Here is a 22,092-nt window from a genome sequence, read left to right as displayed (position 1 = left end):
ACGCATCGCATAAGGGAGTTGTCTATGCGCATTGCTTTGGGGATTGAATACGATGGCAGCCGCTACTACGGCTGGCAGCGCCAGCGCGAAGTCATCAGCGTGCAAGAAGTACTGGAACAGGCGCTGTCGAAAGTGGCCGATGAGACGGTCAATGTGACTTGCGCAGGACGTACCGACGCCGGCGTACATGCCACCGGTCAGGTGGTGCATTTTGAGGTCTCGCAAGCACGTCGTGACGCTGCTTGGACCATGGGTGTAAATAGCAATATGCCAGCCGACGTCGCGGTGCGTTGGGCTTGTCCCGTGAGCGACCAGTTTGATGCGCGTTTCAGCGCCAGCGCGCGGCGCTATCGTTACCTGATTCATAATAGTCAATATCGACCAGCCATTCTCGGCAACGGCGTGACTCATCATCATCGACCCCTCGATGTCGAGCGTATGCAGGCAGCGGCACCAGCGTTACTTGGCGAAAACGATTTCAGCTCGTTTCGCGCGGCTCAGTGTCAATCGAATACCCCTTGGCGTTGTGTTCATCATTTACGCGTGCAACGTTACGCCGACTTTATCGTTGTCGATATCGCCGCGAATGCCTTCTTGCATCATATGGTACGTAATATTGTCGGAAGTTTGATGGTTATTGGTCGTGGTGAGCAACCGGTGGCTTGGCTTGCCGAAGTGTTAGCAGCAAAAGATCGCAACGTGGCAGCCGCTACCGCTAAAGCTGACGGCTTGTATTTAGTCGATGTGACCTATCCGCAACAGTTCAAGCTGCCCAAAGGTCGCATCGGCCCACTTTGGTTACCCGATGATTTGACTGCCGATTTGCATCCCTAAGCACAGTTAAGACCACTTTTTACTGCAACTTCTGCCGCCGATATGCTTTAATGACGGCAATAACCAATCTATCGACGACCGTTGAGAAGGTGTTCGTAAAGTACTATGAGCTGGATTGAAAAAATTCTTGCCAAACCCAAGGCTAATAAACGTCGCAATATCCCAGAAGGGGTATGGAGTAAATGTAGCTCGTGTGACGCGATCCTGTATCGCGCCGATTTAGAGCGTAGCTTAGAGGTTTGCCCAAAGTGTGGTCACCACATGCGCATGACCGCGCGCCGTCGCTTGGAAAGTTTTCTTGATAGCGGCAGTGCAACTGAAATCGGTGCCGAGCTAGAACCCAAAGATGTACTCAAGTTCCGCGACTCTAAAAAATACAAAGATCGCATCGCTGCTGCGCAAAAGAGTACCGGCGAAAAAGACGCGTTAGTGGCGCAAAAAGGCACGCTAAAAGGTATGCCTATTGTTGCTGTGGCGTTTGAGTTTAATTTCATGGGTGGCTCGATGGCATCGGTGGTGGGTGCACGCTTTGTTAAAGCCGCCGAAATATGCATCGAGAAAAAAATTCCGTTAGTGTGTTTCTCGGCATCTGGCGGTGCCCGCATGCAAGAAGCATTAATGTCATTGATGCAAATGGCAAAAACCTCGGCGGCATTAGCACGTATGAGCGAGCAGGGGATTCCTTTTATTTCGGTATTGACTGACCCGACCATGGGTGGTGTCTCGGCCAGTTTGGCCATGCTCGGCGATATTAATGTGGCCGAGCCGAAAGCACTGATCGGTTTTGCCGGTCCTCGGGTGATCGAGCAAACGGTTCGTGAAACGCTACCAGAGGGCTTCCAACGTGCCGAGTTCTTGCTTGATCATGGTGCCATTGACATGATTGTTGACCGCCGCGAAATGCGTCAGCGACTGGCCGCTTTGTTGGCTAAGTTTACCCAACAGCCGGAACCTGAGGCCGACCAAGTGGAGCCGGCAGAGTAATCGGCAGCGTAAGAAGCATTGCGATAAAGCAGTCACTGATGTTAAACAAGCGGCCTGTGGGCCGCTTTTTTTAAATCCACCGAGCTAACCTTAGGGCATCCCAATTATGGTCAGTCAACCATCGTCAGCAAGCCAAACCGTACCAACGAGTGCGAGCCCGCTAGCCACTTGGCTGAGCTATCTGGAACAGATTCACAGTAGCGAGATCGACATGGGGCTAGAGCGCACCGCGAAGGTCGCCGAGCAGCTAGCGGTGTTGCGACCGGCACGCTATGTGATCACCGTTGGTGGCACCAATGGCAAGGGTTCTACAGTCACTTATTTAGAGCAAATGTTAAAAGCGGCGGGTTATCGCACCGGTGTTTATAGTTCGCCGCATTTATATCGCTATGCCGAACGTGTGCGCATTGATGGCGCATTATTAGATGACTCACAACACAGCGAAGCATTTGCTGCGGTGCAAGCCGCGCGCGCCGACACCAGTCTCACTTATTTTGAATTTGGTACCTTAGCGGCGTTATGGTTGTTCCAGCAACAAGCGTTGGATGTAGTGATTTTAGAAGTCGGTTTGGGCGGTCGTTTAGATGCCGTAAACGTGGTCGATGCCGACGTTGCTGTGGTCACCAGTATTGGTATTGACCACATTGGCTTTTTGGGCGACAACCGTGAAAGTATCGGGCGTGAGAAAGCGGGCATTTTCCGCGCCGGACGAGCCGCCATTTGTGGTGACCCAGAGCCACCGATAAGTCTGCTTAAGCAGGCTCAGGATTTAAACTGCGATTGGCGCCAGGTAGGTAAAGACTTTAGCTATCAACAGCAGTCGTCGAGCTGGCACTATCACAGCCAAGCGATTCAGTTACCACAGTTACCGATGCCGCAATTGCCGCTGGCTAACGCGGCAACCGCGATTGCTGCGCTAGAAGCATTACCATTAGCGGTATCGGCACAGGCGATTGCGCAGGGATTAAGTCACGCGCGCTTGGCTGGTCGTCTACAGTTATTAGCGGCTACAGAAAACCGCCCGGACTGTTTGCTAGATGTTGCGCACAATCCTCATGCGGCAACTTTTTTAGCCGATTACCTGAAACAATATTATCCTCAGCGACGGTTTTATGCGGTGGTCGGTATGCTCGCCGATAAAGACATCGAGGGTACCTTAGCGGCATTACATAAGCCGCTAGCGGCACAGTTACAGCAGTGGTTCTTTGCCAGCCTGAGCCAGCCGCGTGGAGCCAGCGCAGCGCAACTACAGAGTGCCTATCAGCAACTTGCTAGTGATACCCCTGCGACTATCCATGATGGCGTCGAGCAAGCTTTAACGACGGCGCAGCAGCTGGCATTGCGAGATGCCACTCGTGCCGCTGAGCGTGGTGAGCATGACAAGCCTCTGGTATTGGTGTTCGGCTCGTTTTACACTGTAGGCCAAGTGTTAGCGCAGCAAGGCGCAGTAGACTAAATACAAGAGGAGTTCGGTGTGGCGAGTCAGTTGCAAAATCGTCTGGTTGGGAGCGTCATTCTGGTTGCCTTGGCGGTGATTATCGTGCCCAGTTTTTTTGATGGTAAGGCACCCTCGCAGCAGTCGTTCGAACAAATACCTGAACAACCTTATGTTGACCTACAGCCGCAGCAACCCAAGCCTATCCCAGCACAACCAGAAAGCACGCCGATTGACACTGCTGCTATCAGCGAGCCATCAGTCAACGCTGATGAGGCGGCCGCGATTGATAATGACAGCGAGGTTAAAGCGCCAGCGCGAGAGGTGGCAACAACGGTTGTCGCTAATGAGCCGGGTTATGTTATTCAGTTAGGTGCTTTTCGTAATGCCGACTCGGTAGCGCGTTTGGTTAAGCAGTTACAGGGTAAAGGCTTCAATGCGTTTTCCGAGACTACGCGCAGTAGCGATGGCAAAAGTTTGACAAGACTTTTAGTCGGGCCGGATGCGTCAAAGCAGGCATTAGAAAAACAACTGCCAGAATTAAAGGCGCTCACCGAACTCAACGGCACCGTGGTTAGCTATCAGCCTTAACGGTGTTGGCTTACATCTGAGTCATCGTCGGCGTTAAAAATGGGCGCAATTTTCGTTCAGTTCTGTTAAACTTCGCCGGTCTTGACGAACAGCACCGCAATAGGTTGACATGGTCTGGATTGATTACGCCATTATCGCCATTATCGTTCTATCGATATTGGTCAGTTTAGTACGTGGTTTTGTGAAAGAGGCCGTTTCTCTGGCTGTCTGGATTGCCGCGTTTTTTATCGCCGGGCACTTTCATCCCGATCTGGCTGTTTATCTGACCCAAATCGACGACCCGCTATTTCGTAATGCGACGGCGATTGGCATCTTGTTTATCACCACCCTGATTTTGGGCAGCCTGCTCAACTACATCTTGTCGCAAATGGTGGAACGCACCGGCCTCTCTGGCACCGACCGGGTGCTAGGTTTAGTGTTTGGCGGCTTACGTGGTGTCTTGATTGTAGCGGCCCTGCTGTTTTGTATCGATTCGTTTACCACCCTGTCGGGCAGCGAGTGGTGGCAGAAATCTCAATTGATCCCGCATTTTGGGGTCATTATTCAATGGTTTTTTAGTTACTTAGAGAACTCCTCGAGTTTTCTTATCAACCAATAGTGGACGAGGAAAGCGGTCATGTGCGGTATTGTTGGAATAGTCGGTAAGCAACCGGTCAATCAGGCGTTGTACGATGGCCTGACCATGTTGCAGCATCGCGGCCAAGACGCAGCGGGGATTATGACGGTAGATCATAATACGCTGCGCTTGCGCAAAGCCAACGGCTTGGTGCGGGATGTGTTTCATACACGTCACATGCATCGCTTAACCGGTAATATTGGTATCGGTCATACCCGTTATCCGACAGCCGGTAGCTCTAGCTCGGCCGAAGCGCAGCCGTTTTATGTCAATTCGCCGTTTGGTATCGCGATGGCGCATAACGGTAACCTAACCAATGCTGACGCGTTACAAGAGAACCTGTTTAAGTCGGCTCGGCGTCATATTAATACCACCTCTGATTCTGAAGTGTTGTTGAACATCTTTGCTCATGAGCTGGACCGTGCCGGTAAACTACACCTTGATCATGAAGATATTTTTAAAGCCGTAGGCTCGGTGCATGAACAGACTAAAGGCGCTTACGCCGTTGTAGCGATGATCATCGGCCACGGTTTAGTGGCGTTCCGTGACCCGTGGGGCATTCGTCCGTTGGCATTGGGTAAGCGCGAAACCGCCGATGGTAACGAATATATGGTGGCTTCTGAGAGCGTTGCTATCGATGGTACGGGTTTCACCTATATGCGCGATGTAGAGCCAGGTGAGGCGATTTATATCAACGAACAGGGTGAATTGTTCTCGCGTCAGTGTGCTAGCAAGCCACAGCACTGTCCGTGCATTTTTGAGTATGTGTATTTCGCGCGCCCCGATTCATTTATCGATAATATTTCGGTATACGCATCACGGGTTAACATGGGCCGTAAACTGGGTGAGAAGATCAAGCGTGATTACGCGCATTTGGATATTGATGTGGTCATCCCGATCCCGGAAACCTCTTGCGATATCGCATTGGAAATGGCCAACGTATTGGACTTACCTTATCGTCAGGGCTTCGTTAAAAACCGCTACATCGGCCGTACTTTTATCATGCCAGGTCAAACCCAACGACGTAAGTCAGTGCGGCGTAAACTGAATGCGATTAGCAAAGAGTTTGCTGGTAAAAATGTGCTGTTGGTGGATGACTCTATCGTGCGTGGTACTACCTCGGAACAAATCATTGAGATGGCTCGTGAAGCGGGCGCGAAAAAGGTTTATTTTGCTTCGGCAGCGCCTGAGATCCGCTTTCCTAACGTGTATGGCATCGACATGCCAAGCGCCAATGAACTGATCGGTCACGGTCGTGAAGGGCAAGAAATCTGTGACCTGATCAAAGCCGACGGCTTGATTTATCAAGAATTGGACGACTTGATTGCCGCCGTGAAAGAGGAAAATCCGCAGTTGCAGCGCTTCGAAACCTCGGTTTTCAACGGCCAGTACATTACCGGTGACGTCAACCAAGATTACTTAGATCGCCTAGACGCGGCGCGTAACGACAAAGCTCGCCACGGCGAACAAAGCGAAGACGCCAACCTCGAGCTACATAACGACAACGACTAATTCGTCGACTGTGGATAAAACAAACCCCTGCGGGCCACTTAACCCTCAGGGGTTTTTTGTATCGAGTTAGCGCTGGAAAGGATAGACCGAGCCGAGGCGCATAATTTGCGTGAGTTCGTCGAGGGCGCTACGTGATTCATCGAGTAGTTGCGGATCGCGTAGGTCATCGACGCTTAAACGGTCGCGATAGTGCTTATCAACCCATTGGTTGAGACGATCAAACAGCGCGTCGTTCATCAGGCTGTGCGGATTAACCGCCGCTAATTCCTCATCGTTCAATGCCACCCGTAAGCGCAGGCAAGCTGGGCCGCCACCGTTACGCATACTCTGCTTAACGTCAAAATAATGTACCTGACGGATGGGGGTATCACGGCTAACCAGATCGGCCAGGTAAGCAGCCACTGCATCGTTTTCCTGACACTCGGTCGGTGCGATGATGGCCATATCGCCATTATCTAAGGTGACTAACTGAGTATTAAACAAGTAAGTATTAACGGCGTCCTCGACGCTGACTTCGCTGGTTTTCACTTCGATGAAATGGAGCCGATCATCGCCGAATTTCTGTTGAATTTCCTGCAATTTCGCCGACGTTTCTGCAAACGCCTGCTGATGATAAAAGAGCACATTTTGATTGCCGACAGCGATCACGTCGTTATGGAACACGCCTTGGTCAATGACATCCGGGTTTTGTTGTACATAGACGGTATTGTCGTCACTTAAACCGTGTAAACGCGCAATCGCTTGTGAGGCTTCCAACGTTTGTCGAGCAGGATATTTGCTTGGCGCAGGTTTGCTGCTATCAAAGGCATGACGACCGTAAACAAAAACCTCCACTCCGGCGTGTCCGTATTGGCTGCATAAACGTGTATGGTTGGCCGCACCCTCGTCACCAAAGTGTTCGTTGTCGGGCAGATGTCCGTGGTGTTGGAAATAGCGTTCGTTATTAAAAATCGCGGTTAAAATACGCCCCGTTGTTTGTGGCTCTAACGAACGGTGAAATTTGTTGGTCAGGTTAGCCGGAGTAAAGTGTACCTTACCGTTAGCGGTATCGGCACTGGGCGAAACCGTTGCGGCATTAGCGGTCCACATACTCGATGCTGAACAGACTGCCTGAAAAATCGCCGGTGCTTGTTGCGCCGCTTGTTGTAATACTTCACCATCGGTACCACAAAACCCTAACCGGCGCAGTGCATAAATATCTGGGCGCTCCTGCGGCGCTAACACGCCTTGTTGCAATCCCATATCCGCTAACGCCTTCATTTTTTGTAGGCCTTGTTTGGCGGCGTCGCGCGGGCTGGAACTGGATTTGGCATTATTTAACGAAGCGACGTTACCAAATGACAGGCCTGCGTAATTATGGGTGGGGCCGACTAGGCCGTCGAAATTGACTTCAAAGTGCTTCATGCTCACGGTTATACTCCTTAAATACGGCAACTTGCTGTAGCATACCACGCTGCGCGACAACGGATACGACAATCCTGACGATTGTCTACAGTGATTTAATGAGGCTTATTATACGTATCCATTACCGCCTTGTAAGCCTTTATTTTAAAGGGGTTAGCGCGATTTCGGTCGAACTGGATGGTTATTGTCTGGGAACGAATTTTTATCTGATTCGACGCAGACGGGTTGAGTCTGTGGCAGTTTACCGATATACCTTAAAAAAGAACGAATAAAATGGACAAATTTCCACACTGTCCTTGCATCTTTGGCGCTGAACACTTATATAAAGCCCTGTTTGCCACTCACCATACAATATAAGAGACGTTATCACCCATGGCTAAGTCGCTCGTTATTGTCGAGTCCCCAGCGAAAGCGAAAACGATTAATAAATACCTCGGAAACGATTTCGTGGTGAAATCCAGTGTCGGCCACGTGCGCGATTTACCCACCAAGGCCACCGAAACCATCAAGAGTAAATCGGCGGCAGAAGTGCGAAAAATGTCGCCCGAAGCAAAGCAAAAATATCAGCAACAGCGCGACCATAAGCGTCTGATTGCGCGTATGGGGGTCGACCCCGAGCATGATTGGCAGGCCCATTACGAGGTGCTACCGGGTAAAGAAAAAGTCGTTAAAGAGCTGAAAAAGCTGGCCGATAAAGCCGACCATATTTATCTCGCGACGGATTTGGACCGCGAGGGGGAGGCGATTGCTTGGCATTTGCGCGAGCTGATTGGCGGTGATGACTCGCGTTTTAGTCGAGTGGTGTTTAACGAGATCACCAAAAAAGCCATTAAAGAGGCTTTTGCCGAACCGGCGCAATTAAATTTACACCGAGTGAATGCACAACAAACACGGCGCTTCTTGGACCGTGTGGTGGGTTTTATGGTGTCGCCGCTATTGTGGAAAAAAATTGCCCGAGGCTTGTCGGCAGGCCGCGTGCAGTCGGTAGCTACGCGTTTAGTGGTAGAGCGTGAGCGGGAAATTAAAGCCTTTGTACCGGAAGAATATTGGGATATTTATGCCGATTTGAGCACCGCAGAAAAAATCGCATTGCGGATGCAGGTAGATAAATATCAAGGTAAAAAGTTCGAGGCCCATAACGAACAGCAGACGCAACAAGCCGTCGATGCCTTGCAAAAGGCGAGCTATGTGGTGCAAGACCGTGAGGATAAGCCGACCTCAAGTCGTCCCTCGGCGCCCTTTATTACCTCGACCTTGCAACAAGCGGCAAGCACTCGCATGGGATTCGGCGTGAAGAAGACCATGACCTTGGCGCAACGCTTATACGAGGCTGGTCATATTACCTATATGCGTACCGATTCAACCAACTTGAGTCAGGAAGCGGTGAATGCCTGTCGGCAGTTAATCGAAAGCGATTATGGTCATGAGTATTTGCCTGAAAAGCCCAATCGTTACGGTGCAAAAAGTAATGCGCAAGAAGCGCACGAAGCCATCCGACCGTCTGACGTGAAAGTTAAAGCCGCCAGTTTAGGTAGCTTAGATCGCGATGCTCAGCGTTTGTATGACTTAATTTGGCGTCAATTTGTCGCCTGTCAAATGACGCCAGCGCGTTATGATTCAACCACCTTGACGGTCAGTGCTGCCGATTATCAACTGAAAGCCCGTGGCCGGGTCATGCGCTTTGCCGGTTGGACCGCGGTGATGCCGGTTAACAGTAAGAAAAATGAAGACGCTGAATTGCCAGACATCAACAAAGGCGATAGCTTGGATCTGGATAAACTCGACCCTCAGCAACACTTTACCAAACCGCCAGCGCGATATAGCGAAGCGTCGTTAGTCAAAGAATTAGAAAAGCGTGGCATTGGTCGACCGTCGACTTATGCGTCGATCATTTCGACCATTCAAGATCGCGGCTATGTACGCGTCGATAACCGTCGCTTTTATGCCGAAAAAATGGGTGAGATTGTTAACGACCGCTTGGTTGAGAATTTTACCGAGCTATTAAACTACAATTTTACCGCCGATATGGAACAAGCGCTGGACGATATTGCCGCCGGTAAACGTAATTGGACCGATACCCTAGACGATTTTTATGAAGAGTTTAAGCAGCGTTTAGAACGCGCAGAGTTGGACTCTGCCGAAGGTGGTATGCGCGAAAACAACCTAATTATGACCGATATCGACTGTCCTAAGTGTGGTCGTAAGATGGGTATTCGCACCGCGACCACCGGCGTATTCTTAGGTTGTTCGGGTTACAATTTGCCGCCGAAAGAACGCTGTACGCAAACCATCAACCTGCAACCCGGCGAAGAAGCGGTCAAAGTTAGCAACGATGACGAGCTGGAAACCGAGGCCTTGCGTGCCAAGAAACGTTGCCCGAAATGTGGTACGGCGATGGACAGCTATTTAATCGACGAAAAGCGTAAGCTGCACGTGTGCGGCAACAACCCGGTCTGCGATGGGCAAATTCTGGAGCAGGGAGAGTTCCGTATTAAGGGCTACGATGGGCCGACCATCGAGTGTGACCGCTGCGGTAGCGACATGCAGTTAAAAACCGGGCGTTTTGGTAAATACTTTGGTTGTACCAATGACGACTGCAAGAATACTCGCAAACTGTTGAAAAATGGTGAGCCAGCGCCACCTAAAGAGGACCCAGTGCCGCTGCCGGAGTTACCCTGTGAGAACTCGGATGCCTACTTTGTGCTACGTGATGGCGCCTCGGGTATTTTCTTATCGGCTAATACCTTCCCGAAATCGCGTGAAACACGGGCGGTAACGGTTGAGGAACTGCGCCGCTTTAAAGATCGTATTCCGCAGAAATTTCATTATTTAGCGGAAGCGCCGCTGGAAGATGATGAAGGTAACCCCGCCATCGTGCGCTTTAGTCGTAAGAATAAAGAGCAGTATGTGGTGACCGAGAAAAATAAGAAGCAAACCGGTTGGCAAGCTCACTACAAGCAAGGCAAGTGGGTCGAAACGGAAGCTAAAAAACGTTAAAAACTGACACTTGAATCAGACTGCCTAACCTTGTCCACAGCCATGTTGAAGACTACCTTTTAAGGCTTCAACGGGCTCGGGCAAGGAGGCTTTATGACCACCCCGCAGGCGCCAATTGTGCGCGCCTTTTTCGCTATTCCATTAATCCTGTGTTGTACGCTGGCTCGTCCGGTTTGGTCTGCTCAGGGTAAGTGCGCCAGTTTAGATTTCGCCGCAGTTTCGGCTGAACTGCAAGCGCAACCAAAGCCTTCGTTGCCTAACCAGGTCAGCATGCAATTGGTCGCGGGGTCACTAGAGCAGCAAGTTCGCGCGATACTCACTCAGCACCTGTCGATTCGATTAATTGATTGGCAGGCCTCGCCGCATCATCAATGGCCGACCGACCACCGGGTTGAGGCTGATAGTTGGGCCACACTATTACGGCGCGTGCTGTCACCTTATGGCTTGCAAGTCATCATTTATCCAAATAGCAGCGCGGTGGTGCGCTATCGGCTCGCTGGCAAGCAGCGCCTGACATGATCCGTGCGGCAGTCATCATCACTGGCATGTTGGTACTCAGTGCCTGTCAATTTGCTAGGCAATCCAGCCCGCAGCAGCCGGCGCAGGAGTGGCAAGCGGATGACCCTCGCTGGTCGTTGGCGACGCAGACCGATACGGTGATTTTTAGCGAACAACTGTATGCGCCACCGCTGGCGGCCGACATAGCCAAACAACCGAGCTGGTATAGTCGCCAGATCAACGTTAGCTTTCATGACTTTGCTCTGGCAGATGCGCTGCGGCAAGCGTTTACTCAGACCGGGGTGAATCAGTTTTTTAGTGAACATATTGATGCCCGACAAACGGTGACGTTGACTTTTCATGGCGCATTAGGCGATTTGCTCAGGCAATTGGCGCAACAAACCGGATACGGGTACAGCATTGAGCGTCAACAAGTGCGTTGGTACCGCTATCAAGTGGCCGAATTCGATATTGCATTTTTGGTCGGTAGCACACGTTTTTTGCTGGGCGAAGAGGCAACACCCAACACCGTCAGTAATCGTTTCGGGCAACAGTTACCAACCGCCAACGCCAACCCCATTAACGATAATCAGAGTCAGTACCTGAATGTTCGCCACGAGGATTTATCGGTGTGGCAAGATTTAGAGGCGGCGGTATCGTTGTTGTTGTCGGCACAGGGCGAGGTAGTGATTAATCAAAGTTCGACCTCGTTATTGGTACGTGATTTGCCGGCTAACGTGGCTCGTGTGCGGGATTATATTAACGAGCAGAACCATCGTTTAACCAGACAGGTGGCGGTTGATGTACATGTCATCGATGTGGCTTTTGACGACGGCGAACAGCAACGTATCGATTGGCAATGGTTGCAGCAGTTAAATGGCGGCGGCACGTTAAGCAACTTTCTACATAACGGTGCGCAGCTGTTGGATAGCGAGCAAGCGCTGAGTTTAGGGTTGCAGCAAATAACAGGTAGCGCATCGGGCTCTTCATTACTGCTATCGGCGTTAGCGGCTCAGGGGCAAGTCCGGGTTAGTAATCAGCCGCGTTTGCTGAGCCTGAACAACCAAATTGCTAAATTGGTACTGCAAGATAACGCTACCTATTTAGCCTCGTCGGGTAGCAGTAGCACTGCCAATGTGGGTTCCAACGACATTCTGGTGCCGGGTGTGGTGAGTACGGGTTTTGAACTCTATTTGATTCCGAAAATTTTGGGCAAGCAAGTGTTGTTGCAGCTCTCCACCAGTTTATCGGATTTGCGCAGCATCGACAGGGTGTCATCGGGAGAGTCGAGTATTCAAACGCCGCACACCACACGTAAAAAGTTTTTTATGAAAGCCATGATCGAAGACGGTCAAACCTTGTTGTTATCGGGCTTGCGTAAACATCATTATAGTCAACAGCAAGAGCATCCGTTTGGCCGTTGGTGGTTAGGTGGTAGTCGTCAACAACAGCGTTCACAGGTTGAGACATTGCTTCTCATCACGCCACATATTCTTAGCGGGAGTATTGATTAAATGTGGTGGTTAGAAGTGACCGAGAACCCACTTTTTTGGCAACAACTAAGTGCTCATCAAGGCTTAACGGCACAGTTGCGACAATGGTTGCGGTTAACGGGTGCAGACTATGGCGCGCTGATGTTCTGGCAACGACAACCCTGGTTGGTCGCCGCCGAGCGGCCACTGGCGCAATGGCAGCTTGATTACTTCTCTCTCTGCCAGCGGTTTGAGTGGCTACTGATTTTGCATCAATACGGTGATAGAACACGCATTTTGTATTGGTGTGCGCCATTCCAGCTCTATGTTGGCGAGGTCAATACACAGCAACTGCTCGGCCATCAGGAAGCCTACTTGAAGCCATGGTTAACGGCGACAAAAGCCACGCCAGCAAACGACGATAGTATTGAGCGCACTTGCGTGTTGTGCCAGAGCTGGCGCAGTCGCTTACAGCAGCAGAACTGGTTTAAACAATGCCAACTCAGCAACGTCAAGGTGATGGCGAGTGAGCCTCTGGTGACTCGGGCAAGCCCGAAGCAGCTGTTACGTAGTGCTAAGCTGGTCAGGCGCGGACAGCGCATGGATATACTGGAAAAAATTCGGCGCCATGGTCGCTTGGGCCTATTGCTGCTGCTTTTGAGTGGCGCTTTACTGCTTGCAATAGCGTTTTGGCGAGCGCAACAGCAGCGTCTGGCAAGCACTATACCAGAGCAAGCTATCGTTAAAAAAATGCCCCGCGTAGTGGAGAGCAGGCAGGTCGCCACCGCGGCTGACGAGTTACGCCAGTTACGTCGCTTGCTGTTGCAGTCGTTAGCTTGGCCACAGTGGCAGTTATTGGGTATCCAACGTTCGCGTGCATCTACTCAGCCTTTTGATTCAGGTTGGCAATTGCATTTTGTGGCAACGACTGCCGCCGCGGCACCACCATCAACGACTCAATTAGCAGCCATTAATCACGGTGACATTACGTTAGCTGTCGCACAGGGTGAGCTGAATGTCACCGTAGGGCGTGTAGCATTACAGCGCTGGTCTGAGCTGCAACAGCTTCCGCTTTGGCGCCTACAAAAGCAGTTACAGCAGCTTCTCGGGCAACCACTCAGGCGGCAAGCTGAACAGTTACAGGTGCCATTGCAGCAAGCTTTACCTGATACGCTGGCGCAGATCGCAGACATACTCGATGGACAAGCGCTAACTATCGGTAATGCACAACTTCAGGTTAGTCGCTCCCAGCTTCAAGGACTACTCGAGCTGAGGCGGGTGGATGCACCAACACATTCGCGAACGCTAGGGGACAAGCATGCTAATTAATCGGTTAAATGGGTTTAACCTGCCGCTTTTGCTGCGGGTAGTGGCGGCATCGTTCAGTCTCGTGTTGGCGCACAAAGCGCTGCCGGCACCTATCGAGCAGTCACCGTCGACGCCACAGTTAGAGCAACAGCAAGCGTTACTCGGGGAACTGCGTTTAGGCGAACTGCAACTGCAGTTTGCCGATGTGCAAGCTAAGCGTTTGCAGCGGGAGTTACAAATTGCCGAAGCACGCGTCTCAATCGCGGCCTTGCGGCAACCGCAAAGTGATTCGAATCAGGCATTTTATGCCATTCGCTTAGTGAGTTTTTGGCGCTCCGCCGGGCACTGGCGAGCGGTTTTAGATTGGCGAGGTGAGCAACTCGAGCTCAGTCAACCGTCACGTATTTGGGCAAACATCGATGTGAGCTTGCAGGATAACGGCTTATTGTTACAACAAGGTGAGCGACAACGCTTAATTCGCTGGCCTTAAGATAATTTAGACAAGGAGTGTCTATGCAAACCGAGGAACTGACCTTACAGCAGTTAGAGGGCAGTGAATTGCCTGAAACGGTGACCAGTTATTGTCAGGCATGTCTTTACCACTGGCAGCAGCAAAATTTAAGGCTAGCGATGCTGGCAACCAGTAGTGGTTTATTAGTAACCACGCCTGATTTACCTAGCCGTCAGCCACAAGTACTTTTAAACCTGCGTTGGTTGATGCAGCGCAGTGGCGTCATGCAGTTACAGCTAGCTTACGCGTCGTTAACCACCATTCGCACGTTACTGGAAGAAGCACAACGACGGCGTCAGCAGAGCTATCAACAAGATGCGACGGTGTTAGCCGACAGTCGTGCTCAACAGCGTTTGCAGGATATCGTCGAGCAGGCGTTAAGTCTGTCTGCATCAGATGTTCACCTGCGCTTTAAACCAACCTTTGCGTTGTTGAGTTTTCGCCAGCAGGGTCGCCTGACTACACCGATAAAGCGTAGTCGTGAGGCAATGGTGGAGGCGATTGCTGCATCATTGAACAATTGCTCAGAAGACTTCAACGAAGTGTTTGACGAACAGAGCTTGATCAATGCCAGTTTGCAATTGCAATTTTATTCGGACAGTCAGGCGAGCACCGTTGATTTGCGCTTACGGTTGCAGCAATCGCCCTGTGTCGATGGTTTTGCCGTCACCTTACGTATTCAGCAGGGTAGCCTGCTGCAAAATACGCGTTACCAACCAAAGAATCTGCTCGATTTAGGCATGCCGTCGCAAGTCGTCGCCCAGCTTCGTTTAGCCTTAGCACAACATAGCGGTTTAATTCTGATCATTGGTGCCACGGGACAAGGGAAAACCACCACCTTAGCTGGCCTAAATCGCCTGATTGAACCGGATAAGAAAGTTATTTCGTTAGAAGATCCGATCGAGATAGAGCAGCCTTATATCGAGCAAAAACCAGTCAAACCTGGTGATCCGCAGCGAGATTTTGCGGCGATGGTGAAGATAGCCTTGCGCGAAGACCCTGATATTCTCTCGATCAGCGAAATACGAGACCGAGAGACGGCGCTTGCCGCTTATCGAGCGGTATTGACTGGACACTTGGTCACTGCAACGATTCATGCGGCGTCGGCACTGGGCGCCTGTCAACGTCTAGCCGATCTGGGTGTTAGTTATCAGGCACAGGCCGAAGCTGGCGTACTACGCTTGCTACTGCATCAGCGCCTAACGCAGACCACAACGCCGCAGCTGTTGGTTGACTGCGTTGTGGTTGACGATGGCTTTCTACGCCAGTTACAGCAATATCAACCACGTTTAGCCGAGTTCGAACGATGCGCTTAGCCCGGCAACGACAGCTAGCGATACTGAGCGATATTGCCCACTGGCTACAACAGGACATCGCGCTGCCGCAGGCGTTGCGACAGCTTGCGGTTGAGGCTCAGCGTTATCGTTTGACACGCGAGGCACAATTATTACGTTGCTTTACCGATAATCTACATGCCGGGCGTCCGCTTAGCTCGGACTGTCAGGCTTGGCTTGACGATGATTTAAGGTATTTATGTGGGTTGGCGGCCGGCTCTCGTCAGTTTGCCGAACAATTACTAAAGTTTGCACAATTGCAGCAGCACCGAAGCCGCATTTTAAATCATTTGTGGCGGCCATTGGCGTATCCCGTGGTGTTGCTGCTGATGTCGTTTGCCGCGTTGCACGTAATCGCGAGTAGGGTACTCACGCCACTAAAACTTGAGCAAGGTGCCAATGCACTGCCATTGAGCATGCAAAGCTTACTCTGGCTGGCCGACACGCAGCGCCGTTATGCATTGCTATTGATCATTGTCAGCGCTGCAGTCATTGCTGCCTATCGCCGTGCTGCACCGAGCATGATAGGCGATTGGCGGCTACGGTGTCAGCGCTTAGGCGCTTTTTGTTTGCAACGTCAGTTGGCCGCAGTCGAGCTACTTTATTTGTTAGCCTTGCAAGCGCAGCAGGGTATGTCGCTATTGCGCGCGGTGACTTTAATGCGTGCTCAGGCGAACCGTTACAGCCGCTGGCAGCTTGACTATATCGCTGAACAACTGAACAAAGGGCAAAGTCAGGTGGCGCAGTTATTTCGACCTCAGTTTTTACCTGCACGGTTACATTTTCGGTTAGTGGCTGGTTGGCGTCGGCGTGATGATAAACGAGCGGCGTCGGTGCTCATGCATGCTGCTGACTACGCTATGCAGGATGCCGCTAACTTTGCGACACGTTTGAGTTGGTTCTTACAGCTGATTTGCTATGCCTGTGTGGCGTTATTAATGGGGATGCTGATTAGCGCCGTTATGCAAGTGATGACGCTTTCTTCCGCATCTGTCTCTTAATTTTTAATTTATTCAATCAATTACGAGCCAAGCAAAGGAGTGCTTATGCGAATTATTCAGCGCGGATTTACCTTTATTGAAGTGTTAACGGTGCTCAGCATTATCGCGGTTTCAACCTTGGGAGTCTTAAAAATGCGTGACTGGGCGTTAAGTAACGCACGCGTTGGTGAAGCCAAGGCACTAATTGCCACTGCTCAAGCTGGGGTGCAGTTGTGGCAACCGCAGCGGGGCTTGTACGATGGGGTAACCACGCAAGCCTTATCTGCCATTGCCGCGGTGCCGACGCATTGGCTTGACGGCACGGCAATGAATCCATGGGGCGGTGCTATCGATATTAGCGCCGATAGTGCTGATAGTACGCGTTACATTATCCGTTTAACCGGTATTACACGAGCCTCAGAAGGAGCCCGGTTAGCGCATGATTTGGCGCAAACGGCGGTGGTTGCCAGCTTCACCGGCTCTACGCTCAGCGCCACCTTTCAGGGATAAGACACCATGGGACAAGTGTTGAAAGATGTGCTGGAGGTGTGACTGTGTTGTGGCAGTTACTATGGATTTTTATGCTGATGACGAGCCAGTGGACGTTAATAAACCCCGAGCTTGGCGCGTTAGGGCAGACGCTCAAGCCCAATGCTGAACAACAGCGCTGTATTAAGCGAATGGCTTGGCACTATCGATTATCGGCAATTAGCATCGTCGCGCCGTCAGTGGCTGAATTGGATTTGTCAGAGGCCTGCCAGTATGCGCCAAGTGAATAATCGTCAGCATGCTGGCTGGTTATTATTAGAGGCTATCACCGCGATTGCTATCGTGGGTCTATTGCTGGCGCAGTTAACGCAGTGGTTAAGTTCGCAACAGCAGCAGGCGAGGTTACAGCAATGGCAACAACTCACCGAGCGTTTACAACAAGCGCAGCAGCTTTATTATCAGCGATTCCATCAGTTTGCCGATGATCTGGGGCATCTCCAGCAAGCTCAGTTGTGGCAACCGCATTGGCAATGGCCGTGGCGTAGTGAATGGCTATTTGAGCGGCATACACAAGGCCTGTTGATGACCACTGAGCTGCCATCAAGGCGTCTCGCGACATGGCTGGCGAAGATGCTGCAAGGCAGTCGGCAGCAGCGCTGGCTACTCCCGCCGTTGCAAGCGGGAGCCGATGAACAATGGTTACACCGTCAGCCGCAGCCGCAACGTCCGTATTTAAACCAGATGCAAACCGAGTTGAACATGGCACAACACGATATTCGTGATGTCGCCGAGTTAGACGCCAAGCAACTTCGTGGCGATTATATCGAAGCTGACTCTTGGCGCGGCGAACGGTTACAGGTCGATGAGCGCTTACAAATTGGTGCTACTCAAATTTATAGCGATGGCCAGCGCTTAACGGTGTCTGCCGACGAGTTGATTGTCGATGGACGAGTGCGCTTGATGCATCCGGATAATGCATTGCTAACACAGCGTCTGACGGTCAGTGATGAGCTGCGCAGCGAGCAATTTACCGCTAATCAACTGTATGCGCATCAGTTGCAATCTGCCACGCTTGATAGTGATACCGTGCGAGCGACGGATGTACAGATCGAACAGGCCGATATTGACCAGTTATTTAGTCAACAGATCATCGTTGATCGCGCTCAAGTGGGATATCTACAGGCGCAGGATATTGTTAGTGATTTCAGTTCGGTTAACCAAAACTGGCAACAGTTGAGCCAGTTACAAAACTTGTGGCAGCAGTGTTTGGCTAACGGCGGTTGCCAATGAGTCTGCCACAGCATGGGTTGTCTATCGTTCGACAAGCGTGTGGGCAAGCATTAATCGAAGTCTTGTTGATGATGCCGTTGCTGCTATTTGTGGTGTTGGCGATTATTCAGTTAATAGGGTTGAGTTGGGCGCAGCAGCATTTGCAGTTAGCGACCATGAGTGCTGCGCGAGCTGGTAGTTTGGCTCATGGCCAACAGCGCGTGATGGAGCGAACGCTGGTCGGGCAAATGGCGTTGTTAAACAGTTGGCAGCGTTTGTGGTCTAGACAAACCGCGACGCAGTGGTTGCAGCGTCAGTTAGCGCTGCAGACCTTACATTTTCAACGCGCCGCAGAGTTACAACGCATTACGCCTGACCGCACGCAACTGGAGACTTTTAAGCAGTGGCGTTATGCGCCCGATCAAGATCGTTGGTTGTGGGAGGTGCCGATTGATCAGTTGACTGCGCGTTTAGCATTACTGCAAAGCACCGATGCTGATACTCAGCAGCGGTGGTTGGCGGCGCGCCAGTTGCACATACAGGTTCGCTGGTGTCTGCCGCTACGGGTGCCAGTGGTTAATCAATTATTGGCTAAACTGAGCTTGTTGAGCAACGTCAGCGGACAGTCAGCCTGTCGATTAGCGGCAGAATCAATGGCGGTGCCGTTAATGGCGTTAACCGCAAGCGCCGGTTTTGCGATGGAGTCGGGGTTTCGTGAAGGCATCAATTAATTGTTCTTCAGTAGTCACCCGCTCATTTATTCCGCGTAGCCTTATGTTCAGTCCTGACTGTGGTATTCAATACAGGCTTGCAGGGTGTTCTCGATCAGGCTAGCAACCGTCATCGGGCCTACGCCGCCGGGGACTGGCGTAATAAACGCGGCGCGTTCAGCGGCGGGCTGAAATTCAACGTCACCGGTCAGACGACCATCAGACAAACGATTCATACCCACATCGATAACAATAGCACCGGATTTTATCCAAGCACCGGGAATAAACTCCGATTTACCCACTGCAACCACCAGAATATCGGCCCGACGCACGTGTTTTTCTAAGTCGTTGGTAAAGCGATGACAAACGGTGGTTGTTGCACCGGCCAATAAAAGCTCAAGGCTCATTGGGCGGCCAACAATATTAGATGCGCCTACTACGACGGCATTTAAGCCATGTAAGTCGACACCGGTACTGTCTAATAACGTGATAATACCTTTTGGCGTGCAAGGCCGAAGCGCCGGAATGCGTTGCGCCAAGCGACCAACGTTATATGGGTGAAAGCCATCGACATCTTTATCCGGGCGTATGCGCTCTAGCAAGCTGACCGCGTTGAGCCCAGCTGGCAGCGGTAATTGCAACAGAATACCGTCGATGGTGGCATCGTCGTTAAGTTGGTCAATTAGCTCGGCTAGCTGCTGTTGCGTTGTCTCAGCGGGCATATCAAACGACTTAGAGACGAAGCCAACGTCGTCACAAGCGCGTCTTTTGCTGGCCACATAAATTTCCGAGGCCGGATCTTGGCCGACTAAAATGACCGCTAAACCAGGTGCTCGCTTACCAGCAGCAAGACGTTCTGAAACTTGCTGTTTGACCTGTTGACGAACCTGCTGAGCAATTTGTTTTCCATCGATAAGTTGTGCTGACATGTTGGCTGTTTATCTTCTTCGGGCTGAATGTTGAATGGCTTAGCTAAAGGTAGTTAATTTTACAGGATTTTCAGCACGGTTGTCACAAAATGATGGAAAAGCGGACAGGTTGTCTTAAAAATAAGCAATCAGCTTGTTTTAGCAAAAAAAGGTTTGACGATAACGGGGGCAGGCGGTAATATTCGCCCCCGTTGTGAGGCAGCCAGCAGCAAGTCAGTTGGTCATGCCAAAAGGTAAAAGTCGGCGAGTAGCGCAGCTTGGTAGCGCACTTGGTTTGGGTCCAAGGGGTCGCTGGTTCGAATCCAGTCTCGCCGACCATTTGTTTATTTAGCTTACGAAACATTTACATGCTTTGCCGTGGTGTAATTACCTTGATTTCGCTACATTATTCTACTGACCTTTGCACGACTGATTAACACCAGCAGGACGCTCGTGTCGGTACGCCAAAGGCCACTTAGGAGAAGCTTATGCGTTATTTTTCTGCAGCAAAGAAAAACGTGTTGGCGGCCTGTGTATTAGGCGCAACCAGCACTATAGTTTGGACCTCGCCGGCAATGGCGCTTAATTCGCCAGCGTCAGGCAACAGTTTTAAGAATTGGGTCAATCAATTATTGACTTCGGACAGTGAACAAGCGGCGGCGGCCGAAACAACCACTGAATCACAATCAGCTAACCCGTCGCCAGACACTGTTGATGCTGAACCGCCTTTACGCGAACGTTTTTTTGAAACCTTGCAAGCGCGGGCTCAGAACTTAGCCGAAAAAGACTATCAAGCACCGGCTCAAGTCTTACCGAAAACGTTAACCGGGTTAGACTACACCGCTTATCGCTCAATTCGCTTCAAAACCGATAATGCGCTTTGGCATGACCAGTCGCCTTTTGAAATTCAGTTGTTTCATCCCGGCTTCTTATATCGCGAACCGGTCGCTATCAATGAGATAACCGATAACGAACAAGCTGTACCCTTTTCTACTGACTATTTTAACTACGATAAACCCGCTCCAGACCTTGCGCAAATCGTCAGCGAACAGCCAGACAGCCATCCCGAAAAATGGGGCTTCAGTGGTTTTCGCGTGCACTATCCGTTGAATGATCCGGATTATAAAGACGAGTTTTTGGTGTTTCAGGGCGCTTCGTACTTTCGCTTGATAGGACCGAGTCAAAGTTACGGACTATCGGCGCGAGGCTTGGCGGTTGATACAGCCACCGCAAAGGGCGAGGAGTTTCCGCGGTTTCGTGAGTTTTGGTTACAGCGCCCAGATGAAAAAGCCACCAGTCTGGTGATCTATGCGTTGCTGGATAGTCCGTCGGTCACCGGCGCTTATAAATTTGAGGTGTTCCCTTCGGCGCCCACTCAAGTATTGGTGGATGCGCATATTTATGCCCGTCGCGACATCGGCAAGCTTGGCGTAGCGCCGCTAACATCGATGTACTTACACGGCGAAAATAGTCGTCGCTTCAGCGATGACTATCGCCCCGAAGTGCACGATTCGGACGGGTTGTTATTGCACACCTCACATCAGCAATGGATTTGGCGACCACTCACCAACCCTAAGAATCTCAGCGTGGTCACGTTATCAGACACCAACCCACGTGGCTTCGGTTTATTACAGCGTGATCGTGACTTCGATAATTATCTCGATTTAGAGGCGGTTTACGAAAAGCGCCCAGGGTTATGGGTCGAGCCGTTGAATCAATGGGGCGAAGGCGCCGTTGAATTACTCGAAATACCCACCGATACTGAGGTGAACGATAATATCGGTGCGTATTGGGTTCCTAAACGCGCGTTAAAAGCCGGTGATAGTCGTTATTATCGCTATATGTTGACCAGTGTTGCGGGTAAAATTGCCGAGCAGCAACAAGCGACAGTGACGCGCACTCGTATTGGTCGAGACTTAGTACCGAATGCCGATGGCTCAATGCCGCCAGCGTCACAACGGCAATTTACCATTGATTTTAGTGGTGGTCAGTTAGCTACGCTTGGCGCTAAGTTACCGTTAACGGCGCAGCTACAGTTATCCAATGGTGAAGCTAAAGACGTGCAGGTGCAGCGGCTGCCAGCTAACGCTGAGCAACAAGGCGCGATTCGGGTGGCATTTAAGTTGTTGCCTGGTGAGGCTGATGCTGTCGATATGCAACTATTTGTCCATTTGCGCGGACAACCGCTAACCGAAACCTGGAATTACGTCTGGCGCGCTAACGCCGTCGAATAGGTTACG

The 22,092-nt window shown here is 51.1% G+C and carries 20 protein-coding genes and 1 tRNA gene; 19 read left to right on the top strand and 2 right to left on the bottom strand.

Annotation, left to right across the window (positions count from 1 at the left end; genetic code table 11):
• Nucleotides 1-24: 24 nt before the first annotated feature.
• The 6 genes from truA (at nucleotide 25) to purF (ending at nucleotide 5,972) form a co-directional block, all read left to right on the top strand.
• Complete coding sequence (gene truA / locus A10D4_RS06725) at nucleotides 25-834, top strand: tRNA pseudouridine(38-40) synthase TruA (protein WP_008488543.1); 810 nt, start codon at nucleotides 25-27, stop codon at nucleotides 832-834.
• A gap of 105 nt (nucleotides 835-939) precedes the next feature.
• Nucleotides 940-1,818 (top strand): acetyl-CoA carboxylase, carboxyltransferase subunit beta, encoded by an 879-nt coding sequence (gene accD / locus A10D4_RS06720; protein WP_008488542.1) that lies wholly within the window; start codon nucleotides 940-942, stop codon nucleotides 1,816-1,818.
• A 106-nt stretch (nucleotides 1,819-1,924) separates the two neighbouring features.
• The gene (gene folC, locus A10D4_RS06715) at nucleotides 1,925-3,274 is read left to right on the top strand and encodes a bifunctional tetrahydrofolate synthase/dihydrofolate synthase (RefSeq protein WP_008488541.1); all 1,350 of its coding nucleotides are present in this window, start codon (nucleotides 1,925-1,927) and stop codon (nucleotides 3,272-3,274) included.
• 18 nt (nucleotides 3,275-3,292) lie between these two features.
• The gene (locus A10D4_RS06710; RefSeq protein WP_008488540.1) at nucleotides 3,293-3,844 is read left to right on the top strand and encodes an SPOR domain-containing protein; all 552 of its coding nucleotides are present in this window, start codon (nucleotides 3,293-3,295) and stop codon (nucleotides 3,842-3,844) included.
• 109 nt (nucleotides 3,845-3,953) lie between these two features.
• On the top strand, nucleotides 3,954-4,442 hold the full coding sequence (locus A10D4_RS06705) for a CvpA family protein (protein ID WP_008488539.1): 489 nt from the start codon (nucleotides 3,954-3,956) through the stop codon (nucleotides 4,440-4,442).
• An 18-nt stretch (nucleotides 4,443-4,460) separates the two neighbouring features.
• Nucleotides 4,461-5,972, top strand: coding sequence for an amidophosphoribosyltransferase (gene purF / locus A10D4_RS06700; RefSeq protein WP_008488538.1), 1,512 nt, complete (start codon nucleotides 4,461-4,463; stop codon nucleotides 5,970-5,972).
• Between the two features lie 66 nt (nucleotides 5,973-6,038).
• On the opposite strand, the gene astB is transcribed toward purF, so the two are convergent.
• Complete coding sequence (gene astB / locus A10D4_RS06695; protein WP_008488536.1) at nucleotides 6,039-7,376, bottom strand: N-succinylarginine dihydrolase; 1,338 nt, start codon at nucleotides 7,374-7,376, stop codon at nucleotides 6,039-6,041.
• A gap of 372 nt (nucleotides 7,377-7,748) precedes the next feature.
• Here astB and topA point away from each other — a divergent pair, with 372 nt between their 5' ends.
• The 11 genes from topA to A10D4_RS06645 all read left to right on the top strand — a co-directional run bounded on the left by topA (nucleotide 7,749) and on the right by A10D4_RS06645 (nucleotide 18,965).
• Nucleotides 7,749-10,373, top strand: a complete 2,625-nt coding sequence (gene topA, locus A10D4_RS06690; RefSeq protein WP_008488535.1) for a type I DNA topoisomerase — start codon at nucleotides 7,749-7,751, stop codon at nucleotides 10,371-10,373.
• Between the two features lie 93 nt (nucleotides 10,374-10,466).
• The gene (locus A10D4_RS06685; RefSeq protein WP_008488534.1) at nucleotides 10,467-10,892 is read left to right on the top strand and encodes a hypothetical protein; all 426 of its coding nucleotides are present in this window, start codon (nucleotides 10,467-10,469) and stop codon (nucleotides 10,890-10,892) included.
• Nucleotides 10,889-12,385, top strand: a complete 1,497-nt coding sequence (locus tag A10D4_RS06680; protein ID WP_008488533.1) for a hypothetical protein — start codon at nucleotides 10,889-10,891, stop codon at nucleotides 12,383-12,385. Before A10D4_RS06685 ends, A10D4_RS06680 begins: the two co-directional genes overlap by 4 nt.
• Entirely contained in the window at nucleotides 12,386-13,672 is a 1,287-nt protein-coding gene (locus A10D4_RS06675) for a hypothetical protein (protein ID WP_008488532.1), read from the top strand. It begins immediately after the preceding gene.
• Nucleotides 13,662-14,141, top strand: coding sequence for a hypothetical protein (locus A10D4_RS06670; RefSeq protein WP_008488531.1), 480 nt, complete (start codon nucleotides 13,662-13,664; stop codon nucleotides 14,139-14,141). Before A10D4_RS06675 ends, A10D4_RS06670 begins: the two co-directional genes overlap by 11 nt.
• A 23-nt stretch (nucleotides 14,142-14,164) precedes the next feature.
• Nucleotides 14,165-15,478 carry an ATPase, T2SS/T4P/T4SS family gene (locus A10D4_RS13630; protein ID WP_008488529.1) on the top strand — a complete coding sequence of 438 codons (1,314 nt, stop codon included), beginning with the start codon at nucleotides 14,165-14,167 and terminating at the stop codon, nucleotides 15,476-15,478.
• Nucleotides 15,469-16,497 carry a type II secretion system F family protein gene (locus tag A10D4_RS06660; protein WP_008488528.1) on the top strand — a complete coding sequence of 343 codons (1,029 nt, stop codon included), beginning with the start codon at nucleotides 15,469-15,471 and terminating at the stop codon, nucleotides 16,495-16,497. Before A10D4_RS13630 ends, A10D4_RS06660 begins: the two co-directional genes overlap by 10 nt.
• A gap of 45 nt (nucleotides 16,498-16,542) precedes the next feature.
• Nucleotides 16,543-16,986, top strand: a complete 444-nt coding sequence (locus A10D4_RS06655; RefSeq protein ID WP_008488527.1) for a type II secretion system protein — start codon at nucleotides 16,543-16,545, stop codon at nucleotides 16,984-16,986.
• Between the two features lie 44 nt (nucleotides 16,987-17,030).
• Complete coding sequence (locus tag A10D4_RS14080; protein ID WP_008488526.1) at nucleotides 17,031-17,255, top strand: hypothetical protein; 225 nt, start codon at nucleotides 17,031-17,033, stop codon at nucleotides 17,253-17,255.
• A complete protein-coding gene (locus tag A10D4_RS06650; RefSeq protein ID WP_008488525.1) occupies nucleotides 17,239-18,255 on the top strand; it encodes a hypothetical protein in 1,017 nt (338 codons plus the stop codon). The genes A10D4_RS14080 and A10D4_RS06650 overlap by 17 nt, the downstream gene beginning before the upstream one ends.
• Nucleotides 18,252-18,965, top strand: a complete 714-nt coding sequence (locus A10D4_RS06645) for a TadE/TadG family type IV pilus assembly protein (protein WP_008488523.1) — start codon at nucleotides 18,252-18,254, stop codon at nucleotides 18,963-18,965. The genes A10D4_RS06650 and A10D4_RS06645 overlap by 4 nt, the downstream gene beginning before the upstream one ends.
• Before the next feature lie 47 nt (nucleotides 18,966-19,012).
• Here the strand turns inward: A10D4_RS06645 and folD are convergent, their stop codons facing one another.
• Nucleotides 19,013-19,873, bottom strand: a complete 861-nt coding sequence (folD, locus tag A10D4_RS06640) for a bifunctional methylenetetrahydrofolate dehydrogenase/methenyltetrahydrofolate cyclohydrolase FolD (RefSeq protein WP_008488522.1) — start codon at nucleotides 19,871-19,873, stop codon at nucleotides 19,013-19,015.
• Between the two features lie 241 nt (nucleotides 19,874-20,114).
• Between folD and A10D4_RS06635 the strand changes: the two genes are divergently transcribed.
• A tRNA-Pro gene (locus A10D4_RS06635) sits at nucleotides 20,115-20,191 on the top strand.
• Nucleotides 20,192-20,340: 149 nt separating this feature from the next.
• Entirely contained in the window at nucleotides 20,341-22,086 is a 1,746-nt protein-coding gene (locus tag A10D4_RS06630; RefSeq protein WP_008488521.1) for an OpgD/OpgG family glucan biosynthesis protein, read from the top strand.
• The last annotated feature ends 6 nt before the right edge of the window (nucleotides 22,087-22,092 follow it).

This window comes from Idiomarina xiamenensis 10-D-4 (genome assembly GCF_000299895.1).
GTDB lineage: Bacteria > Pseudomonadota > Gammaproteobacteria > Enterobacterales > Alteromonadaceae > Idiomarina > Idiomarina xiamenensis.
Note: the sequence above shows the minus strand (reverse complement) of the source record. Positions and strands in the feature narration are given on the sequence as shown.